The sequence below is a fragment of the Paenibacillus terrae HPL-003 genome, assembly GCF_000235585.1.
GTDB lineage: Bacteria > Bacillota > Bacilli > Paenibacillales > Paenibacillaceae > Paenibacillus > Paenibacillus terrae_B.
On record NC_016641.1, the window covers coordinates 1,762,501 to 1,780,363 of the forward strand.

General features: G+C 46.2%; 16 protein-coding genes, 8 tRNA genes and 1 rRNA gene (1 of these 25 cut by a window edge). 19 read left to right on the forward strand and 6 right to left on the reverse strand.

Features of this window, described 5'->3' with window-relative positions; all coding sequences use genetic code 11:
- From HPL003_RS08095 to HPL003_RS08165, 15 genes are all read left to right on the forward strand, one after another.
- Positions 1-1,884 (forward strand): 23S ribosomal RNA (locus tag HPL003_RS08095); it begins 1,045 nt to the left of the window's first position.
- Between the two features lie 134 nt (positions 1,885-2,018).
- Positions 2,019-2,110 (forward strand) — tRNA-Ser (locus HPL003_RS08100).
- Between the two features lie 31 nt (positions 2,111-2,141).
- Positions 2,142-2,218, forward strand: a tRNA-Met gene (locus tag HPL003_RS08105).
- A gap of 10 nt (positions 2,219-2,228) precedes the next feature.
- Positions 2,229-2,304: transfer RNA gene (locus HPL003_RS08110), tRNA-Val, on the forward strand.
- A gap of 4 nt (positions 2,305-2,308) precedes the next feature.
- Positions 2,309-2,384 (forward strand) — tRNA-Thr (locus HPL003_RS08115).
- A gap of 16 nt (positions 2,385-2,400) precedes the next feature.
- A tRNA-Asp gene (locus HPL003_RS08120) sits at positions 2,401-2,477 on the forward strand.
- Between the two features lie 77 nt (positions 2,478-2,554).
- A tRNA-Phe gene (locus HPL003_RS08125) sits at positions 2,555-2,627 on the forward strand.
- Positions 2,628-2,636: 9 nt separating this feature from the next.
- Positions 2,637-2,722, forward strand: a tRNA-Tyr gene (locus HPL003_RS08130).
- Positions 2,723-2,729: 7 nt separating this feature from the next.
- Positions 2,730-2,802 (forward strand) — tRNA-Lys (locus tag HPL003_RS08135).
- 164 nt (positions 2,803-2,966) lie between these two features.
- Positions 2,967-4,115: a PucR family transcriptional regulator gene (locus tag HPL003_RS08140; protein WP_014279144.1), complete on the forward strand. Its 1,149-nt coding sequence runs from the start codon at positions 2,967-2,969 to the stop codon at positions 4,113-4,115.
- 103 nt (positions 4,116-4,218) lie between these two features.
- Positions 4,219-5,343: an ABC transporter ATP-binding protein gene (locus tag HPL003_RS08145; protein ID WP_014279145.1), complete on the forward strand. Its 1,125-nt coding sequence runs from the start codon at positions 4,219-4,221 to the stop codon at positions 5,341-5,343.
- A gap of 348 nt (positions 5,344-5,691) precedes the next feature.
- Entirely contained in the window at positions 5,692-6,630 is a 939-nt protein-coding gene (hprK, locus tag HPL003_RS08150) for an HPr(Ser) kinase/phosphatase (protein ID WP_014279146.1), read from the forward strand.
- Positions 6,631-6,673: 43 nt separating this feature from the next.
- Positions 6,674-7,732: a prolipoprotein diacylglyceryl transferase gene (gene lgt, locus HPL003_RS08155; RefSeq protein ID WP_014279147.1), complete on the forward strand. Its 1,059-nt coding sequence runs from the start codon at positions 6,674-6,676 to the stop codon at positions 7,730-7,732.
- On the forward strand, positions 7,729-8,382 hold the full coding sequence (gene ppaX / locus HPL003_RS08160; RefSeq protein ID WP_014279148.1) for a pyrophosphatase PpaX: 654 nt from the start codon (positions 7,729-7,731) through the stop codon (positions 8,380-8,382). The genes lgt and ppaX overlap by 4 nt, the downstream gene beginning before the upstream one ends.
- Positions 8,379-8,879, forward strand: a complete 501-nt coding sequence (locus HPL003_RS08165) for an acyltransferase (protein WP_014279149.1) — start codon at positions 8,379-8,381, stop codon at positions 8,877-8,879. Before ppaX ends, HPL003_RS08165 begins: the two co-directional genes overlap by 4 nt.
- A gap of 227 nt (positions 8,880-9,106) precedes the next feature.
- Here HPL003_RS08165 and HPL003_RS08170 read toward each other — a convergent pair whose 3' ends face one another.
- The 6 genes from HPL003_RS08170 to HPL003_RS08195 form a co-directional block, all read right to left on the reverse strand.
- Complete coding sequence (locus HPL003_RS08170) at positions 9,107-9,523, reverse strand: hypothetical protein (protein ID WP_014279150.1); 417 nt, start codon at positions 9,521-9,523, stop codon at positions 9,107-9,109.
- Positions 9,507-10,025 carry a MauE/DoxX family redox-associated membrane protein gene (locus HPL003_RS08175; protein ID WP_014279151.1) on the reverse strand — a complete coding sequence of 173 codons (519 nt, stop codon included), beginning with the start codon at positions 10,023-10,025 and terminating at the stop codon, positions 9,507-9,509. The genes HPL003_RS08170 and HPL003_RS08175 overlap by 17 nt, the downstream gene beginning before the upstream one ends.
- Positions 10,026-10,065: 40 nt before the next feature.
- A complete protein-coding gene (locus HPL003_RS08180; protein ID WP_014279152.1) occupies positions 10,066-10,455 on the reverse strand; it encodes a hypothetical protein in 390 nt (129 codons plus the stop codon).
- 285 nt (positions 10,456-10,740) lie between these two features.
- Positions 10,741-11,175 carry a TlpA family protein disulfide reductase gene (locus HPL003_RS08185; protein WP_014279153.1) on the reverse strand — a complete coding sequence of 145 codons (435 nt, stop codon included), beginning with the start codon at positions 11,173-11,175 and terminating at the stop codon, positions 10,741-10,743.
- A 25-nt stretch (positions 11,176-11,200) separates the two neighbouring features.
- A complete protein-coding gene (locus HPL003_RS08190; RefSeq protein WP_014279154.1) occupies positions 11,201-12,970 on the reverse strand; it encodes an ATP-binding cassette domain-containing protein in 1,770 nt (589 codons plus the stop codon).
- Complete coding sequence (locus HPL003_RS08195; protein WP_014279155.1) at positions 12,967-13,485, reverse strand: thioredoxin domain-containing protein; 519 nt, start codon at positions 13,483-13,485, stop codon at positions 12,967-12,969. Before HPL003_RS08195 ends, HPL003_RS08190 begins: the two co-directional genes overlap by 4 nt.
- 563 nt (positions 13,486-14,048) lie before the next feature.
- On the opposite strand from HPL003_RS08195, the gene HPL003_RS08200 reads away from it, so the two are divergent.
- From HPL003_RS08200 to hisB, 4 genes are read left to right on the forward strand one after another with little or no spacing between them, the layout of a single operon-like run.
- Positions 14,049-15,254 (forward strand): ATP phosphoribosyltransferase regulatory subunit, encoded by a 1,206-nt coding sequence (locus tag HPL003_RS08200; RefSeq protein ID WP_014279156.1) that lies wholly within the window; start codon positions 14,049-14,051, stop codon positions 15,252-15,254.
- The gene (gene hisG / locus HPL003_RS08205; RefSeq protein ID WP_014279157.1) at positions 15,251-15,895 is read left to right on the forward strand and encodes an ATP phosphoribosyltransferase; all 645 of its coding nucleotides are present in this window, start codon (positions 15,251-15,253) and stop codon (positions 15,893-15,895) included. The genes HPL003_RS08200 and hisG overlap by 4 nt, the downstream gene beginning before the upstream one ends.
- Before the next feature lie 59 nt (positions 15,896-15,954).
- Positions 15,955-17,262 (forward strand): histidinol dehydrogenase, encoded by a 1,308-nt coding sequence (gene hisD / locus HPL003_RS08210; RefSeq protein WP_014279158.1) that lies wholly within the window; start codon positions 15,955-15,957, stop codon positions 17,260-17,262.
- Positions 17,252-17,860: an imidazoleglycerol-phosphate dehydratase HisB gene (gene hisB / locus HPL003_RS08215; RefSeq protein ID WP_014279159.1), complete on the forward strand. Its 609-nt coding sequence runs from the start codon at positions 17,252-17,254 to the stop codon at positions 17,858-17,860. Before hisD ends, hisB begins: the two co-directional genes overlap by 11 nt.
- Positions 17,861-17,863 lie beyond the last annotated feature (3 nt).

A 17,863-nucleotide genomic window follows, 5' to 3' on the forward strand; every position in this document is an offset into this window, starting at 1 on the left:
GCTAAGGTCCCCAAGTGTGTGTTAAGTGGGAAAGGATGTGGAGTTGCACAGACAACCAGGATGTTGGCTTAGAAGCAGCCACCATTGAAAGAGTGCGTAATAGCTCACTGGTCGAGTGACTCTGCGCCGAAAATGTAACGGGGCTAAACACGCCACCGAAGCTATGGCTTGATATTTAGGTATCAGGGGTAGGGGAGCGTTGAATGCGGGTTGAAGGTGTACCGGAAGGAGCGCTGGACTGCATTCAAGTGAGAATGCCGGTATGAGTAACGAAAAGATCTGTGAGAATCAGATCCGCCGAAAGCCTAAGGGTTCCTGAGGAAGGTTCGTCCGCTCAGGGTAAGTCGGGACCTAAGGCGAGGCCGAAAGGCGTAGTCGAAGGACAACAGGTCGAAATTCCTGTACCACCGTAATCCGCTATGAGCGATGGGGTGACGCAGTAGGGTAGTGACGCGGACTGATGGATGTCCGTCTAAGCAGTGAGGCTGGTGTGTAGGCAAATCCGCACATCGTTAAGGCTGGGCTGTGATGGGGAGCGAAAATTGTAGTAGCGAAGGTCATGATCTCAGACTGCCAAGAAAAGCCTCTAGCCAGGAGAAGGTGCCCGTACCGCAAACCGACACAGGTAGGCGAGAAGAGAATTCTAAGGCGCGCGGAAGAACTCTCGTTAAGGAACTCGGCAAAATGACCCCGTAACTTCGGGAGAAGGGGTGCCTCGGTAGGGTGAATAGCCCGAGGGGGCCGCAGTGAAAAGGCCCAAGCGACTGTTTAGCAAAAACACAGGTCTGTGCGAAGCCGCAAGGCGAAGTATACGGGCTGACGCCTGCCCGGTGCTGGAAGGTTAAGGGGAGTGGTAAGCCTTAGGGCGAAGCTATGAACCGAAGCCCCAGTAAACGGCGGCCGTAACTATAACGGTCCTAAGGTAGCGAAATTCCTTGTCAGGTAAATTCTGACCCGCACGAATGGCGTAACGACTTGGGCGCTGTCTCAACGAGAGATCCGGTGAAATTTTAATACCTGTGAAGATGCAGGTTACCCGCGACAAGACGGAAAGACCCCATGGAGCTTTACTGCAGCTTGATATTGAATTTGGGTACGATCTGTACAGGATAGGTGGGAGCCTAAGAGACTTGAGCGCCAGCTTGAGAGGAGGCATCCTTGGGATACCACCCTGATCGTATCTAGGTTCTAACTTAGTACCGTGATCCGGTACGAGGACAGTGTCAGGTGGGCAGTTTGACTGGGGCGGTCGCCTCCTAAAGAGTAACGGAGGCGCCCCAAGGTTCCCTCAGAATGGTTGGAAATCATTCGAAGAGTGCAAAGGCAGAAGGGAGCTTGACTGCGAGACCAACAAGTCGAGCAGGGACGAAAGTCGGGCTTAGTGATCCGGTGGTACCGCATGGAAGGGCCATCGCTCAACGGATAAAAGCTACCCTGGGGATAACAGGCTTATCTCCCCCAAGAGTCCACATCGACGGGGAGGTTTGGCACCTCGATGTCGGCTCATCGCATCCTGGGGCTGAAGTAGGTCCCAAGGGTTGGGCTGTTCGCCCATTAAAGCGGTACGCGAGCTGGGTTCAGAACGTCGTGAGACAGTTCGGTCCCTATCTGTCGTGGGCGTAGGAAATTTGAGAGGAGCTGTCCTTAGTACGAGAGGACCGGGATGGACGTACCGCTGGTGTACCAGTTGTTCCGCCAGGAGCACCGCTGGGTAGCTATGTACGGAAGGGATAAGCGCTGAAAGCATCTAAGCGTGAAGCCCCCCTCAAGATGAGATTTCCCAGTATGTAAGACCCCTTGAAGACGACGAGGTAGATAGGTTGGGGGTGGAAGTGCAGTAATGCATGGAGCTGACCAATACTAATCGGTCGAGGGCTTATCCTAAGAATAAAACGCAAATCGAGTTTCGGATCCAGTTTTCAGGGTGTAACACCTTGAAATTACGCTTGGTATTCTAATTCACTATGGTGATGTATAGAATAACGCGCGGAATTTTTGCTAAGTTAGTCCATTTACATGGAGAGATACCCAAGTGGCTATAAGGGGACCCTCTGCTAAGGGGTTAGACTGCGAAAGTGGTGCGAGGGTTCGAATCCCTCTCTCTCCGCCATTTAGGACAAGCTAGCAAAATATTATGTTATGGCGGTGTAGCTCAGCTGGCTAGAGCGTACGGTTCATACCCGTGAGGTCGGGGGTTCGATCCCCTCCGCCGCTACCATACATACCCAGGAGGCTTAGCTCAGCTGGGAGAGCATCTGCCTTACAAGCAGAGGGTCGGGGGTTCGAGCCCCTCAGCCTCCACCATTGTGCCGGTGTAGCTCAACTGGTAGAGCAACTGACTTGTAATCAGTAGGTTGGGGGTTCAAGTCCTCTCGCCGGCACCATTTTTGAAAAATTCAGGGAACTGTGGTGTAGAGGCCTAACATGCCTGCCTGTCACGCAGGAGATCGCGGGTTCGAATCCCGTCAGTTCCGCCATTTTTCAATATGATAGTTTTACGTACTAAAGTGGGAAGGGGGATCCCTCCGCACTTTATTTTTTTGTTGATGGATATGGCTCGGTAGCTCAGTCGGTAGAGCAGAGGACTGAAAATCCTCGTGTCGGCGGTTCGATTCCGTCCCGAGCCACCTTTATATGGAGGATTAGCGAAGTGGCCAAACGCATCAGACTGTAAATCTGCTCCCTTACGGGTTCGGTGGTTCGAATCCATCATCCTCCACCAGTTTTATGAGCCATTAGCTCAGTTGGTAGAGCACCTGACTTTTAATCAGGGTGTCGAAGGTTCGAGTCCTTCATGGCTCATCGAAAGTCATCAACTACAAGTTGATGACTTTTTTTGTATGCATATTTGCATGGATTTAGGTTATGTTTCTTACTAACTTTTTTATTTTAAGGTATCGACAGGTTATAATAGGTTCATTATGTTCGCTTAGAGGTTATTCTAAAAAAAGTGAAGTGGTGATCGCGTGGCTTTGGATACGGAATGGATACAGCAACAGCTTCAGAATATTATTCAAGCACCTTTTACTATACTGCCTTGGTGTCCGGAAATGATTGCAGAAGGTCAGTCAGCAGAATCGGCTGTACCGGATAAGTCATTTGTACGTGATAGCAAAATATATTTCCCGTTCCGTGTGGTAGCAGGCGAATCGGCTGCCTTTGCGGTAGAGGCGAAGCATTTGACGGATCGGGAACGGAAGCTGATTGAGGCGCTACTCTGGAACATGGAGCAATTCTGGCAGGATGGGACGGGGACGCAACAGCCCGATAACCCGGTTTATGCTGAGGAAGAGCGAATGAAGCGTTTTGGACAATGGCTCATACAGCAGGCTGGCAACCTACAGAATGAAGAAGAGGTTCCTGATGAGTTGGGGCTTCGGGATTCGTTGTTGGCGTATATGGTTCCCATTGTACTGACTGGTGAAGGAACACAGGGGGGCGCTATTGCCTACAGTCAGCTACATCGATTGTTAGCCAGTTATTTTGGAGGGAATGTGCTGCTTACTCCACTGGATGAACAGTCTTGGCTGATTATGGCTAAAAAGGAGCTACTGTTGGGAACAGAAGACGACCGGGATAAAGATGTAGAAACCAGGGATGCGGATTTTACGGAATCGCTGGAGGAGGTTCTTACGGCTTTCAGCCTGGGTTTATACGAGCTTATCGCAAATGAGTGGGTAGGTGTATTTCATTTGGCGGTATCCAAACCGTCTATACTATTGAAAAGTCTTCCCAAAGAGCTGAATTTATTATGGGAGACGATCCATCTTGGTAAAATTTTTCATGTAACAGAGCATATCCACTTTTCATGGGAGTTGCATTTGGAGAGGTTATTAAACCGTATTCCGAAGGAGCAACGCGTGCAATTTTTGGAGCAGGTTATGCGGTCGTCCGTCATGTTGGAGGACGCTGAGACGATGGCTACATTGGATATCTTTTTTCAATTGGATTGTAATGTGAGTGAGACGGCTAAGCGCCTTTATGTACATCGGAATACGTTGATTTACCGTTTGGACAAAATTAAACAGGAGACGGGATTGGATGTGCGTACGTTTAATGATGCGGTTTTGGTCAAGCTTTTTCTACTATTGTACAAAGTGACAAAAAGGAAATAGCATTTTTGTGCAGTTTGCGAATAGCTACGAAGTGGGTACTAGGGTAAGATACAAGTAAGAAATGTATTCGATTTCAAAACTTGATCTTGGGGAGGCAAAAGCTATGGCTGGTGTACGCTTAGAGCATATTTTCAAAAAATACCCGGGTGCAGATAAAGCTACGGTTGTTGATGTCAATTTGGACATTCAAGATAAAGAATTCCTCGTATTGGTCGGTCCTTCCGGTTGTGGTAAATCTACTACGCTCCGTATGATCGCTGGTCTGGAAGAAATCTCGGACGGCAAATTGTACATTGGAGATCGTGTTGTGAACGATGTAGCTCCAAAGGATCGCGATATTGCGATGGTTTTCCAATCCTATGCCTTGTATCCGCATATGAACGTATACCAAAACATGGCTTTTGGTCTGAAACTTCGCAAGGTGAAGAAAGAAGAAATTGATAAGCGTGTACGTGAGGCGGCTAAAATCCTTGATATCGAGCATCTACTGGATCGCAAGCCGAAAGCGCTATCAGGTGGTCAACGTCAGCGTGTGGCCTTGGGACGTGCGATTGTACGTGACCCGCAAGTGTTCTTGATGGATGAGCCATTGTCCAATCTGGATGCCAAACTGCGTGGTCAGATGCGTGCGGAAATCACGAAGCTGGCTAAACGTCTGGAAACGACCGTTATCTACGTAACGCATGACCAGGTCGAAGCGATGACGATGGGTGACCGGATTGTTGTTATGAAGGATGGTATTATTCAACAAGCCGCATCCCCGGATGAGCTGTACAACCGTCCAGTAAATCTGTTCGTAGCTGGTTTTATCGGCTCTCCTACGATGAACTTCATCACAGGTAAGCTGGCTGAGAAGGACGGCGCACTGCATTTCACTGCACCGGGTCTGGATCTGTTCGTTCCTGAAGGTAAGGGACAGATTTTGAAAACCAAAGGTTATGTCGGTAAAGAAGTTATTCTGGGCATCCGTCCTGAGGATATTCATGAAGAGCCCGTATTTTTGGAGGCTTCTCCGAATACGATCTTTACGTCCACTGTGGATGTTACCGAAAATCTCGGTCATGAAATGCTGTTGTACCTGAGTGGCGCAGGAAATGAAACGATTATTGCCCGTGTAGACGGGCGCTCCAATACTCGTGATGGTGTTAAAGCGAAGTTGGCTGTTGATATGAACAAGGTTCATATTTTTGATAAGGAATCGGAATTGAGCGTTCTGGTTGGTGAATAAGTTTAATCAATAGAAGAGAGCCGCAGTTTCCCGGCCGGGGAAAGGCGGCTCTTTTTGTATATCCCATACAGCTTCCAGCTTCGGCATTGCATTCATTGGAAAATTCCGATACGATGGGTACATTGGTATGGGTCTATGTAGGTTCAGGCATGGTTTGTTGGAGTAAATGAAGGCGAACATTGGACAAATCCAACTGCATGAACACAGGTAGCCCGAAATCATGTTAAAAAGGTGAGGCTTGGGCTGGCACAGGATGAGCTGGCAGTGGGCTGTATGGTTGATAGGGTGACGCTACATAAATAAGATTACGTATAGAATCTGGTCATGCAGGATGAAGGGGAGAATACGATGGCTAAGAAGGTAAAGGTATCTGAGCTTGTACAGCAATTTCAAATGGAGGTTATTTCCGGTGAGAAAGGTCTGCGTAGGCTGATCACGGTGGATGATTTGAATCGTCCGGGGTTGGAGATGGCTGGGTATTTTGAATACCACACACAGGAGCGGGTGCAGCTTTTGGGAAGGTCTGAGCTGGCTTTTCTCGGTATGCTTCCTCCTGAGGAAAGAAAGGATCGGATGCAGCGTCTATGTACGGAGCTGACTCCGTGTATCATCATCACACGTGGTCTGGAAGTACCTGTAGAACTGGTGGAGGCCAGTGCTGAACGGGATACCCCTGTATTGCGTACTAATATGGCCACGACGATTTTATCAAGCCGCATTACGGGTTTTCTTGAAAGAAAGCTGGCTCCTACCGCCACCATTCATGGTGTGTTGTGTGATGTGTATGGTGTAGGTATGCTCATTACGGGCAGTAGCGGAATTGGTAAAAGTGAAACAGCGCTGGAACTGGTTAAACGGGGGCATCGTCTGGTAGCAGATGATGCAGTGGAAATTCGGCAAACGTCCGATTTTCAGTTGCATGGTACGGCGCCGGAACTGATTCGTCACTTGCTGGAAATTCGCGGCGTGGGCATCATTAATGTGATGACGCTGTTTGGTGCAGGTGCAGTTCGTAACAACAAGCGGATTACGCTGGTTGTCCGTCTGGAGGCATGGCAGCAGGACAAGCAGTATGACCGTCTTGGTTTGGATGAAGAAACGACACGTATTATTGACACGGATGTTCCGCTCGTTACGATTCCAGTTCGTCCGGGCCGAAATTTGGCCGTTATTATTGAGGTGGCCGCAATGAACTATCGTTTGAAACAGATGGGCGTGAACGCGGCTCTGCAATTTACGAACAAGCTGACTGCTACAATTTCTGAAGATATGGAAGATATGGATTAAGGTTCAGTCGTTTGCAAGGAAGAACAAGGAGTGAGAAAAACATATGTCAACGGCAACATTACTGCTGAATCCGATTGCTTTCTCAATCGGGGCAATTAAGGTCCATTGGTACGGGCTTATTTTGGGGCTGGCGGCACTTGTGGGTTTATATCTCGCCATTCGTGAAGGTAAAAGATTTGGCATTCCGCAGGAATTTTTTATGGATATGCTGCTGCTGGGTGTTCCTTCGGCTATTATTGGAGCGCGTATTTATTATGTAGCCTTCAAATGGGAAGACTATCGAGATAATCTATGGGATGTTTTCAAAATCTGGAATGGCGGTATTGCGATCTACGGCGCATTGATCGGCGCGATTATATGCGCAGTCATCTATTTTCGCTATAAGGGTTATAATTTCTGGCGGATTGCCGATATTTGTGCGCCAGGTCTGCTGATCGGTCAAGCGATTGGCCGCTGGGGTAATTTTGTCAATCAGGAAGCCTACGGTGGACCGACGGAAGAAAGCTTTTTGCGGAATCAACTGCATCTGCCGGATTTCATTGTGAATCAAATGAACGTTAACGGGGTGTTTCACCATCCTACATTCCTGTATGAATCCCTATGGAGTATTGTAGGTGTGATTCTGCTACTCGTCATTCGACGCATGAAATTTGTACGTGCAGGCGAAATGTTTGCATTTTACTTCATTTGGTACTCGATTGGCCGTTTTTTCATCGAGCGTGTACGGACGGATAGTTTGGCTTTTCAGGGACCGGATTGGCTGGCTTCTTTTGTGAATGCTTTGTGGTCTCCTATGGTATGGCTGGGGTTTGAGCCAGGGCATCTAGATCCGAGTTACGGTAATGTACGGATCTCGCAACTGCTCCCTATTTTCATTGTTGTAGCCGCTGTGATTTTCATCGTGGTTCGTCGTCGTAAAGGGGCATCTGTCCCGAAATATAGCGATCCGATTGTCTCCAGCAAGATAGGAGTCGATCAGGTACCTGACGTGACGCCGGAACAGGCTTCCCGCCCGGGTCAAGATACGATTCCTCCGACAACGCCTGCGCCGGATAAGCTACACAAGGAAGGCACGGACGAGGACAAGAAGGAGCATCTATGATAAATACGATTTTATTCGACCTGGACGGAACGATTATGGATACGAATGAGCTGATTATCAGCACATTTCTGCACATTTTGAATCACCCGGACGCTGACCCGCTGACGCGGGAGCATATTATCCCTCATATGGGCGGAACGCTGGATGACCAGCTTCGTACCTTTTCGGGATTAAAGGATGTGTCTGAGCTGGTTAAAGGCTATCGTGCTTATAACTTGCTCCATCACGACCAAATGGTGAAGCCTTTTCCGTATGTCATCGAGGTTATTCAGGAGTTGCGTGCGCGAGGAATTAAGCTGGGGGTTGTGACGACTAAAATACGATCCTCTACGATTCGTGTGCTTGATCTGTTCGATCTGACCTCGTCTATGGACTATATTGTGACGGTGGACGACGTAGAGCATCCGAAACCACACGCAGAACCTGTGCTTAAGGCGCTGGCTGGCTTGAACGCCAAAGCAGAGCATACGTTGATGGTTGGAGACAGTTCCTTTGATATTCTATCGGCACAAGCTGCAAGCGTGAAATCGGCGGGTGTAGCCTGGTCGCTCAAGGGTGAGGAAGCTCTACGGGGATATGGGCCGGATTACATTTTGCATGATATGCGGGATTTACTGAAGCTGGAGTTTCAAGGTGTCGATGTATCGTGAGGAAGGTTGACCGCTATCCCGTGGAAGGTCCCAATGCGCTGTGGCAGATTTACCGGACGGTAAGCCGCTGGAAAGGGATTAAAAACTTTATTTTTATACAGATCGCCCGGTATTGTCCCGTGCTTTCCTGGAAGAATGTCATTTACCGCAGAGTGCTTGGGATGAAGGTAGGGCAGCATACGGCCTTTGGCCTGATGGTGATGGTGGATGTTTTTTTTCCGGAGCATATTACGATAGGGGACAATTCGGTGATCGGATATAACACGACCATTCTGGCGCATGAATATCTCATACAGGAGTATCGCATTGGTAAGGTAATGATCGGGAATAACGTGTTGATTGGTGCGAATGCGACGATCTTGCCGGGTGTCACTATCGGAGATGGGGCGGTAGTCGCCGCCGGGACGGTTGTGCACAAGGACGTGCCGGCCGGAGCGTTTGTGGGTGGTAATCCACTGCGTGAATTGAGAAGATCGGATACGAATAGTGGTAAATAGAGTAATTAGAAGGTCCCTTGAGTATAAAGGGGCCTTTTTGGATTGTTTTTCTTTAAAAGTAGGACAACTACGTTTGGGTTCTAGCCCTCTAATTAATTTTTGTAGCTTATTAGAGGAGGAGATGATCCATCAAAGTTACCCGTTATTTTGAATAACATATCGCGTTGTTTCAAAGAAGCTTTTAGCAGAATCAAGGAAAGAGGGGTTATAGGAGTAAGTTGATCTAATCAATGATTCTGCAAGTATTGGTATGCAATATACTCTGTTGGTTCATTGATGATATTATATTTATTCTCAAAAAATGTAATGACTCTAGTTTTATCTGCTAAGTATGGAATGGATGTACCTGGAATTAATAAATGGGAAGCCCACTTTTTTTGCTTACTAAGAAATAACCATTTTGGAGCATCGTATATAATAACCAGCTTATTCTTGGCAACGCGATCAATCAGTTCACATAAAGCTTTATGCATAGCGGAATGGTAGGAGAGGCAGATCACGATACCTGAGTTTTGGGAAGATTGCTGCTTAATGATGTCCAGGGTGCTTTGCATATGCTGATTTTCTTTCTTTTTTTGGTTCCATAGAAGTACCCCAAGCAGTACGAATAAAAGCAGATTTAGGCCACTAAACCATAGAATCATAATGTTCCCTCTTCTCGTTGAATTTCATTCGTGCCAGTTCCATCACAAACCCTATGCTGACTGTCAGCAGAATTAGGTTTGTCGCGAGAAATATATTGGTACTTCTCGTAACCAAAAGATCTACAAGTAAAATCAGAATAATAGCGATGTTCCGCATAATTGGGGTACGGTTCAGCCATTTCATCTCTCCGAAGCACGCACATGTCGTAACACCCGTTCGCATTCTTTTACGTATTGTAAACACGCTGAAAAAAAGCATGAGGAGAATACATGCCCACTCTTTGAAACCATCCAGTATACCGGCCGCAAAAGACACAAACAATATGCCCTCAGCAGTAAGAACCGCATAAGCAGCGAGTTGAACAAGCTTCATGGAACGGACTACCTGATAGGAATAAATTTCGTATTTGAAACCTTCTATTTCACCAATTTTGGCATAAAAAGATGTGAAAAAAAGCACAGCAATGATCATATCACAAATTAAGGCGATAGTTTCTGACATATAGATGCTCCTTTAAGAAAAGTCACCTTTATTTATAGGATTATGAAGCCTCAGCTAGCCTAATCATCAATGGATACCATGTCACTTCTTCTTCATCAATAAAACACTTGATTCGAATGTTGCCGGATTGCACGATTACAAGAGACAACTCCAGTTGGGCATCTACACCAGGAATCATATCCAAGTCTCGATAATTACGTAATACCAGACGGCTTGTCGTACCGATTATTTTGTCCTGCTCATCGTAGATGCGAAGCTGCATATCGAGTGATTCTCTCGACGGAAAGTCTGAAATTTTGACGAGAACATGTAACTTCAGTACAAAAGGGAGAACTGGAATATGGACGTGATTGAGGATCGTCCCAAGTGTGTGGCCTTTCGCTTGTTTATTGTTTTGAATTTGATCACAGATGATTATTTGTGCATTCATTATTCTCACCTCCTGATGATAAAGGAAGAAGGGGAAATATCCCTTCTTCCTAAGGTAATAAGTTATTACTAACAACAACCGATCAGTTCATCACAAGGATGGTAGTCACTATCTCCTTCACACCAAATCATAAATTTTTGATACATTTGTTTAGGAGATTGTACTCCATTTGCATAACATGCACTGATTACACATGAAGCACTACCTGAGCGATATTTACCTAATAAACCTTTTGCGCCGCAACCACAAGCCATAGTTTCTCACCTCCCTTCGTAGAAAAAAATTTTATACGTTGGAAATTAATTGGGCAGCTCCAACTGCGTCATAAGCGACACCTTTACAAATCACTTTATGCTGGTTTGTAACGAGCATAAATGGCATCTGAATGATATTAAACCAATTTTCCATTTCACTCTGATCCATATGAAAAACGGGAAAATTCCATTTAAAATATTCAATCATATCGCGGTGATCGTCATCATCTCCGGTGGAGAATAGCATCAACTGATAATCGCTATGCTCCTGCTGGATTTGCGATAAATGCGGCAACAAATCAATACAGAATGAACAGTACATCGAGATAAATATCATAATAGAGGGCTTATCTAATTCATCAAGTTGGCATAGTTCCCCTGTAAAAGCTTGTATTTCTTGAGAAGGAAGTGATGATCCCACAGGCAATCCCACATCTTCTTTCTTCTTATTGGTACTTGTACCCATATTGTTATACCTCCAGAACGATTATTCACTCGTACCATTCTCTCTGTTGTTCCCACATCATTTGGTATGGTCCGGTGCCGATAATTAACTCCTGATGTGTTCCTTCTTCAGCAATTCCCCCATCCTGCATGACAATGATGTGATCAGCTTGTCTGGCTATACCAATCCGATGCGAAATAAGTAGAACCGTCTTATCATAACAGTGAGCAAGAATCTGATTCATCAGGTTCACCTCGCTCATGGGATCGAGCGCCGCTGTAGGCTCATCCAGCACAATCACTTCATCTTTATCTCGAATAAAAATTCGAGATAAAGCAAGTTTTTGCCACTGTCCACCTGACAAATTGACCGAATCATCATCCAAATTACCCAGTTTTGTATCAATACCTTTGGGGAACTCATCTAATAATCCAAGATTCTCTAAAATATGTTCAATACGCTCCGAATTATGGAGTTGGCCTATATTACCGACTGCCACATTTTCCCGTACATCTGTTGTATATTTAATGAAATCCTGAAATACAGCGCTCGTTTTCTGCCACATATCTTCTCTGTTGATTTGCTCTATACCCACATCATCTATAAAAACGACATGGGGAGGCACTTTGTAAAGACCCAACAGTACTTTAATGAGTGTGGACTTGCCCGATCCGTTGGCCCCAACAATAGCAATCTTTTTCCCTTTTGGAATACGTAATGAAATGTGAGATAAAGCTGGCTTCTCCCGATTCGGATAATAAAATGTAAGATCATTTACCTTAATTTCTTGATGAAAAAAAAACGGGGATGAACCTGTTTCTTGGGTAGAGATGCTCTGTCTTTGAACGAGCTCTTTGTTGTTTTCTAGCTGTTCAATATGGTTTGCGCTCTCCATTAAGGTAGAGAGTCCTTGGAATAAAGCAGCAATATTATTTTCTGTCATAGATAGCGCCATTGTAATAGTTACATAATCGCCTATGGTTAAGCGTTGATTGGCAATTAGAACAGCAATGATGATTAGAATGACAGAATAATTCAAAGTCGATAATAATTGCCCCACCCGGTACCTATTTATGTTCAGCTTCTCTAGTTTTAGCTCCAGCATATTCACTTTTTTCTTAGCTGTTTCCCAACTTTCTTTGAAATGGTTGACGAGTCTGTATAACATCATTTCTTTTTGATGTTGGGTTTCTGTTAAGAGGAAAAAGTAATAGTAGTGCTCCCGCGTTTTTTTTTGTATTTCCTGATTCAGTAGTACTCTGTGTCGAACGGAACTTAATTCGACTGCTCCTCTAATAATACCTATGATGACAGCCATTAGACCCAATAATATAAAAGAAGAAGATAATAAATAAAATCCTAGAATTGAAGTGATAATCTGCTGTGTTAGTTGAATTGTCCCTAAATATGAATTGTAATATTGACCGCTTGCATAGCTCCAATACAAAAAATCAGATTTAAACTTGGGATGTTCCTTATCAAGTAGTTCAGTCTGGGCAACAATATGAATTAAATCAGCTTGAGATCTTTGAGCAAAGTTAATGCTTAACTGGAGATTTTTATATCTTGAAAAAGTGTCCAATATTAACTTGAAAATTTGTAATCCCGCAATCATCATAATCGTTTGAATAACAATGCTGATGCTTTGGCTTTGAAATTGATTTACCAACATTCCAGTCAAATAAATATTGATATTAGATTGGATCGAATTAAATATATACACGGCTAAGGAGAATAGGACAATAGGCTTGTTAAATTGAAATACTTTGATGAAAGAAATTTTGGAGTATTTTAAAGTTTTGAATAGCTGATTCATTTTTTGTCGTTGTTACTTGCATAGACAGCCAGTAAAGAATAGGCTACCTGCTGCATTTCTGTATCCGTACCGATGACTCCAGCACCGGTAACTTGTCCCATTTTATTTAACACTAGGGCATACGGTACAGAGTTTACCTGCGTCTGAGGTTTCAATCTGCCCAAATCACATGGGTACAAGTGAGCTTTACCAAGAAACGGTTTAGTATGTTCAGCAAATTGTTCCTCTGAGGTTTCATAGAAGATTCCATAATCAAACTGAGGAAACTCTTCTATGAAATCTTCCATCACTTCCATATGGCAAGCGCTACAGTAGGAACTCATAAAGAACAAAACAGAGCCTGAGTCAACTTGTTTAATCCAATCTAAAGAGACAGGTTTTGCTTTGCTGAATAAAATTAATTCTGTAGGAAAATAGCCACCAAGCGTATAAACAGAGGATGCTCCTTTTAAAAACCTACGGTGATCACGTTCTTTCTCATCTACTACTTGGTCAATTTCATTAACTGTCCTCACTTTGCAACAGCTCCTGTATTTTTTATATTTTCATTTAACAACTGCGCTCTTTTTTTGTCAAATAAAAGAAAAATAAATATTAATTTATATTTTCATATAAAATTTCTGATATATATAGCGTTTTAGGGTTAATCATGTTTTTTTTCTGAAAATAATATATTTTTTTTGGGAAAAAATCAGAAAATATAAACTTTATTTCTCTTAATCAAAAGCAATTTTAAAAATGATAAATTATATTGTCGACAGAATAGTTCCTAAGACACACTTCATTAATTTCTAAATTATCAAATAAAATGTTAAAAATATATGGATGAATAAAAAAGATTAACATCAGACAAAAGATAGTCAATGGACATCCATGGTCATAGGCGAGAGGGATATAGCTCTGGCTATGTCTAGTTACTCGGTTGGTTGGGCAAGTTTTGTGGAGTATCCACTTATAAAAATGGGCTGTCCCGTTCGGTTGACGTTGACAAGCAGGCCGTGATAATATATCGAATATACTTTAGTTTGTTAGCACTTTACCATGATAAAGATATTGCGAAATCATGAGGTGATAGAGAATGACCAAGCCAAAAGGATTTGAAATCCCTGTAGGGGTTCGAGATTACCTTCCGCGTGCGGTGTCGAAGCTGCGGGCGATTGAATTGAATGTACTCGAATGTATGGAGCGTTGGGGCTACCGTCAGATTATGACGCCTACGATGGAATATTACGATACGGTGGGTGTGGCTAGTTCTACTTCGGATCGGAAGCTGTTCAAGCTGCTCAATAACCGCGGAACTACGCTGGTGCTGCGATCTGATATGACCGCGCCGATTGCGCGTGTGGTATCGTCGCTGTTGAAGGAAGAGGAAGTACCACTCCGGCTTTCCTATCACGCAAATGTATTTCGGGCGATTGAGGAAGAGGTGGGAAGAGAAGCGGAGTTTTTCCAGACGGGTGTGGAGCTGGTAGGCGATGACTCGCCCGAGGCTGATGCGGAGGTCGTGGCACTGGCGATTGCATCATTGCAGGCGGCAGGGGTGTCCTCTTTTAAAATTGCTATGGGGCATGTGGGATTCCTGAACGGTCTGTTTGAGGAAATCATTCCGGGTCGCCAGGCTGAACAACAAGCGCTAAAGGAACTGTTATTGAACCGTGATGTGGTGGGCTACCGGACAGCGATTGAAGCTTTGGGTTTGCCTACCGAACATCGGGATAAGCTGGAGGCTATTCTCCGGCTTCGCGGGGGCAAAGAAATTTGCGAGCAGGCTACCCGTCTTAGCGTCGAGCAGCAGACGATTCAATCCATTGCGCATCTGTGCGAGGTCTGGGAAGTGCTGGAGAGTTACGGCGTGTCTGAGCATGTGCTAATTGACCTTACTATGATCGGAGACTTTTCATATTATACAGGAATGACTTTTGAGGGCTACGCGGCAGAGATCGGATTCCCCGTATGTAATGGAGGGCGTTATGACAATCTGCTACAGCAGTTTGGTCGTTCCGTTCCTGCCACGGGATTCGCGTTGAAGACGAACCGGATCGTTGACGGTGTGGACGGTATCCAGATCGAGGCGAAGCGCCCGGTCCTCATTCGTTATGATGAGCAGGGACGCAGAGAGGCGTTATCCGCCGCGGCACAGCTTCGAGGAGCAGGACGGACGGTCGTTACAGGACTGGCGGGTGGCCCAGAGGATCGCCGCCGCGAGCAGCAGGATTTGTACGCAGAGGTTTATAGCTATACAGCAGGAGAAAGACAACCGGTACAAGGGAGGGAATTGCCATGACGGAGACGTTGAAGGTAGCCATGCCGAAGGGCCGGATTTATAAGCAGGCTTCTGAGCTGTTTCGTCGAGCGGGGGTTCCTATTCCAGTAGATGTGGATGATACGCGCAAGCTGGTTATTCCACTGCCTGAACTGGGAATGGAGTTTATTATGGCGAAGCCGGTTGACGTTCCCACGTATGTGGAGTACGGAGCTGCGGATATCGGCATTGTAGGCAAGGATGTTTTGCTGGAAGAGAACAAGGATGTGTATGAGCTGCTTGATCTGGGGATTGCCCGTTGCCGAATGTCGGTCATTGCTTTGCCGGATTGGCAGCCGGGTATTCGTCAGCGGGTGGCTACGAAGTATCCGAATGTGGCTTCCCAGTATTTTCGGGAGCAAGGCCAGCAGGTGGAGGTTATCAAGCTGAACGGTTCTATCGAGCTGGCACCATTAATCGGCTTGGCAGACCGAATTGTCGATATGGTGGAAACAGGGCAGACCTTGAGAGAGAACGGATTGGTCGAGCAGATCAGTATTTTGGATATTACGAGTCGGCTGATTGCCAACCGGGTCAGCTATCGGATGAAAAATGGCCCGATTCAGGCGCTGTGTGATCGATTGCATCAGGTGATTCCAGCTACGGTGGCACCGCAGGACTGAGGAATAGGCTATCGTTAGGAGAAATATTCTGCAAGCTGCAAGTAAGGGGGAATGGACAAATGAAGATCGTTTCAGCCCGTGATTTCAATCTCCAGCGCGAGGTCGATTACGGTACACCTGATCAAAATGAAGCCGTTCGTGCGATTATCCGTTCGGTACGGCAGGAGGGAGATGCTGCTGTCCTGCGGTATACAGAATCGTTCGACGGTGTATCGCTGACGGCGGAGCAGCTCCGTGTGACGGAGGAAGAATTGAAGGCGGCATATGACAAGGTGGAGCCTTCTTTTTTGCAGGCGATTCAGGAGGCGGCGGACAATATCCGTGCTTTTCATACGAAGCAAAAACGTAATTCGTGGATGGATTTGCAGCCGGACGGCAGCTTGCTGGGTCAGATCATCCGACCGTTGAAGCGTGTAGGCGTGTATGTTCCGGGCGGTAAAGCGGCTTATCCGTCCTCGGTGCTGATGAATGTGATTCCGGCTCAGGTGGCCGGTGTACCGGAGATCGTCATGGTGACACCCCCGGCAACAGGCGGCAAGGCGGGAATTGATCCGTATACACTGGTTGCTGCGGCAGAGGCGGGCGTGACAGAAATGTACCGGGTTGGTGGAGCGCAGGCCATCGCGTCTCTCGCTTACGGGACAGATAGCATTGAACCCGTCGATAAAATTTGCGGACCCGGCAACATTTATGTAGCGCTGGCGAAGCGCGAGGTGTACGGATCGGTGGATATTGACAGTATTGCGGGACCGAGTGAAATTGTCGTGTTGGCTGACGATACAGCGAATGCCTCTTATGTAGCGGCTGACCTGCTCTCGCAGGCAGAGCATGACGAAATGGCTTCGGCCATTCTGGTTACGCCCTCGCAACGCCTGGCAGAAGAAGTGTCAGCGGAGGTACAGCGCCAATTGGCAGAGCTGCCGCGCAGAGATATTGCTGCTGCATCGGTTGAGGCTTATGGAGCAATTATTGTCGTGGACACTTTGCATGAGGGGATCCAGATTGTGAACAAACTTGCCCCGGAGCATTTGGAAATCATGACAGAGAATCCGATGGAACATGTGGGTCTGATCGAAAATGCGGGAGCGATTTTCCTGGGTGCGTACAGCTCGGAGCCGGTAGGGGATTATTTTGCTGGTCCTAACCACATTATTCCGACCAATGGAACCGCACGGTTCTCTTCCCCGGTCGATATTGATGATTTTATCAAGAAGTCGAGTATGATCTATTACAGCAAGGAAGCGCTGCTGCGCAATGGAGAGACGATTATGCAGCTTGCCCGCCATGAAGGTCTGGAAGGTCACGCAAGGGCGATACAGGTTCGATTGGACAATGAGAAGAAGGCGGTGGATGATGATGGGGAATGAAAATAATGGAGCAGGACGTACAGGCAGCGTCAGCCGGAAGACGAACGAAACGGATATTCAGCTATCTTTTGCGGTAGACGGCACAGGGCAAGCCGAAATTGAGACAGATGTCCCTTTTCTGAATCATATGCTGGATTTGTTCACCAAGCACGGACAGTTTGACCTGAACGTACAGGCCAGAGGGGATGTTGACATCGACGATCACCATACTGTAGAGGACATTGGTATCTGTCTGGGGCAAACCTTGTTGGAATCGTTAGGTGATAAAAAAGGAATCAAGCGTTATGCCAGCGTTTTTGTACCGATGGATGAAGCGCTCGCGCAAGTCGTCATTGATCTAAGTAACCGACCGCATTTTGAGTATCGTGCAGAGTATCCGTCACAGCAGGTAGGGAGCTTTTCGACGGAGCTGGTGCATGAATTTCTGTGGAAATTCGCGCTGGAGGCTCGTCTGACGCTGCACGTCATCGTTCACTACGGGCAAAATACCCACCATATGATCGAGGCGGTATTCAAGGCACTGGGACGTGCGCTGGATGAAGCGACATCCATTGATCCACGGGTGACGGGAGTGCCTTCGACGAAGGGAGTGCTGTAGTCC

Excerpts from the sequence above, each read along its gene's own strand:
- HPL003_RS08175 (WP_014279151.1), bottom strand. The coding sequence starts at position 10,025 with ATGTCAGAAACTATCGCCTTAATTTGTGATATGATCATTGCTGTGCTT.
- HPL003_RS08200 (WP_014279156.1), top strand. The coding sequence starts at position 14,049 with ATGACCAAGCCAAAAGGATTTGAAATCCCTGTAGGGGTTCGAGATTAC.
- hisG (WP_014279157.1), top strand. The coding sequence starts at position 15,251 with ATGACGGAGACGTTGAAGGTAGCCATGCCGAAGGGCCGGATTTATAAG.
- hisD (WP_014279158.1), top strand. The coding sequence starts at position 15,955 with ATGAAGATCGTTTCAGCCCGTGATTTCAATCTCCAGCGCGAGGTCGAT.
- hprK (WP_014279146.1), top strand. The coding sequence starts at position 5,692 with ATGGCTAAGAAGGTAAAGGTATCTGAGCTTGTACAGCAATTTCAAATG.
- HPL003_RS08170 (WP_014279150.1), bottom strand. The coding sequence starts at position 9,523 with ATGATTCTATGGTTTAGTGGCCTAAATCTGCTTTTATTCGTACTGCTT.
- HPL003_RS08180 (WP_014279152.1), bottom strand. The coding sequence starts at position 10,455 with ATGAATGCACAAATAATCATCTGTGATCAAATTCAAAACAATAAACAA.
- HPL003_RS08145 (WP_014279145.1), top strand. The coding sequence starts at position 4,219 with ATGGCTGGTGTACGCTTAGAGCATATTTTCAAAAAATACCCGGGTGCA.
- hisB (WP_014279159.1), top strand. The coding sequence starts at position 17,252 with ATGGGGAATGAAAATAATGGAGCAGGACGTACAGGCAGCGTCAGCCGG.
- HPL003_RS08190 (WP_014279154.1), bottom strand. The coding sequence starts at position 12,970 with ATGAATCAGCTATTCAAAACTTTAAAATACTCCAAAATTTCTTTCATC.
- lgt (WP_014279147.1), top strand. The coding sequence starts at position 6,674 with ATGTCAACGGCAACATTACTGCTGAATCCGATTGCTTTCTCAATCGGG.
- ppaX (WP_014279148.1), top strand. The coding sequence starts at position 7,729 with ATGATAAATACGATTTTATTCGACCTGGACGGAACGATTATGGATACG.
- HPL003_RS08185 (WP_014279153.1), bottom strand. The coding sequence starts at position 11,175 with ATGGGTACAAGTACCAATAAGAAGAAAGAAGATGTGGGATTGCCTGTG.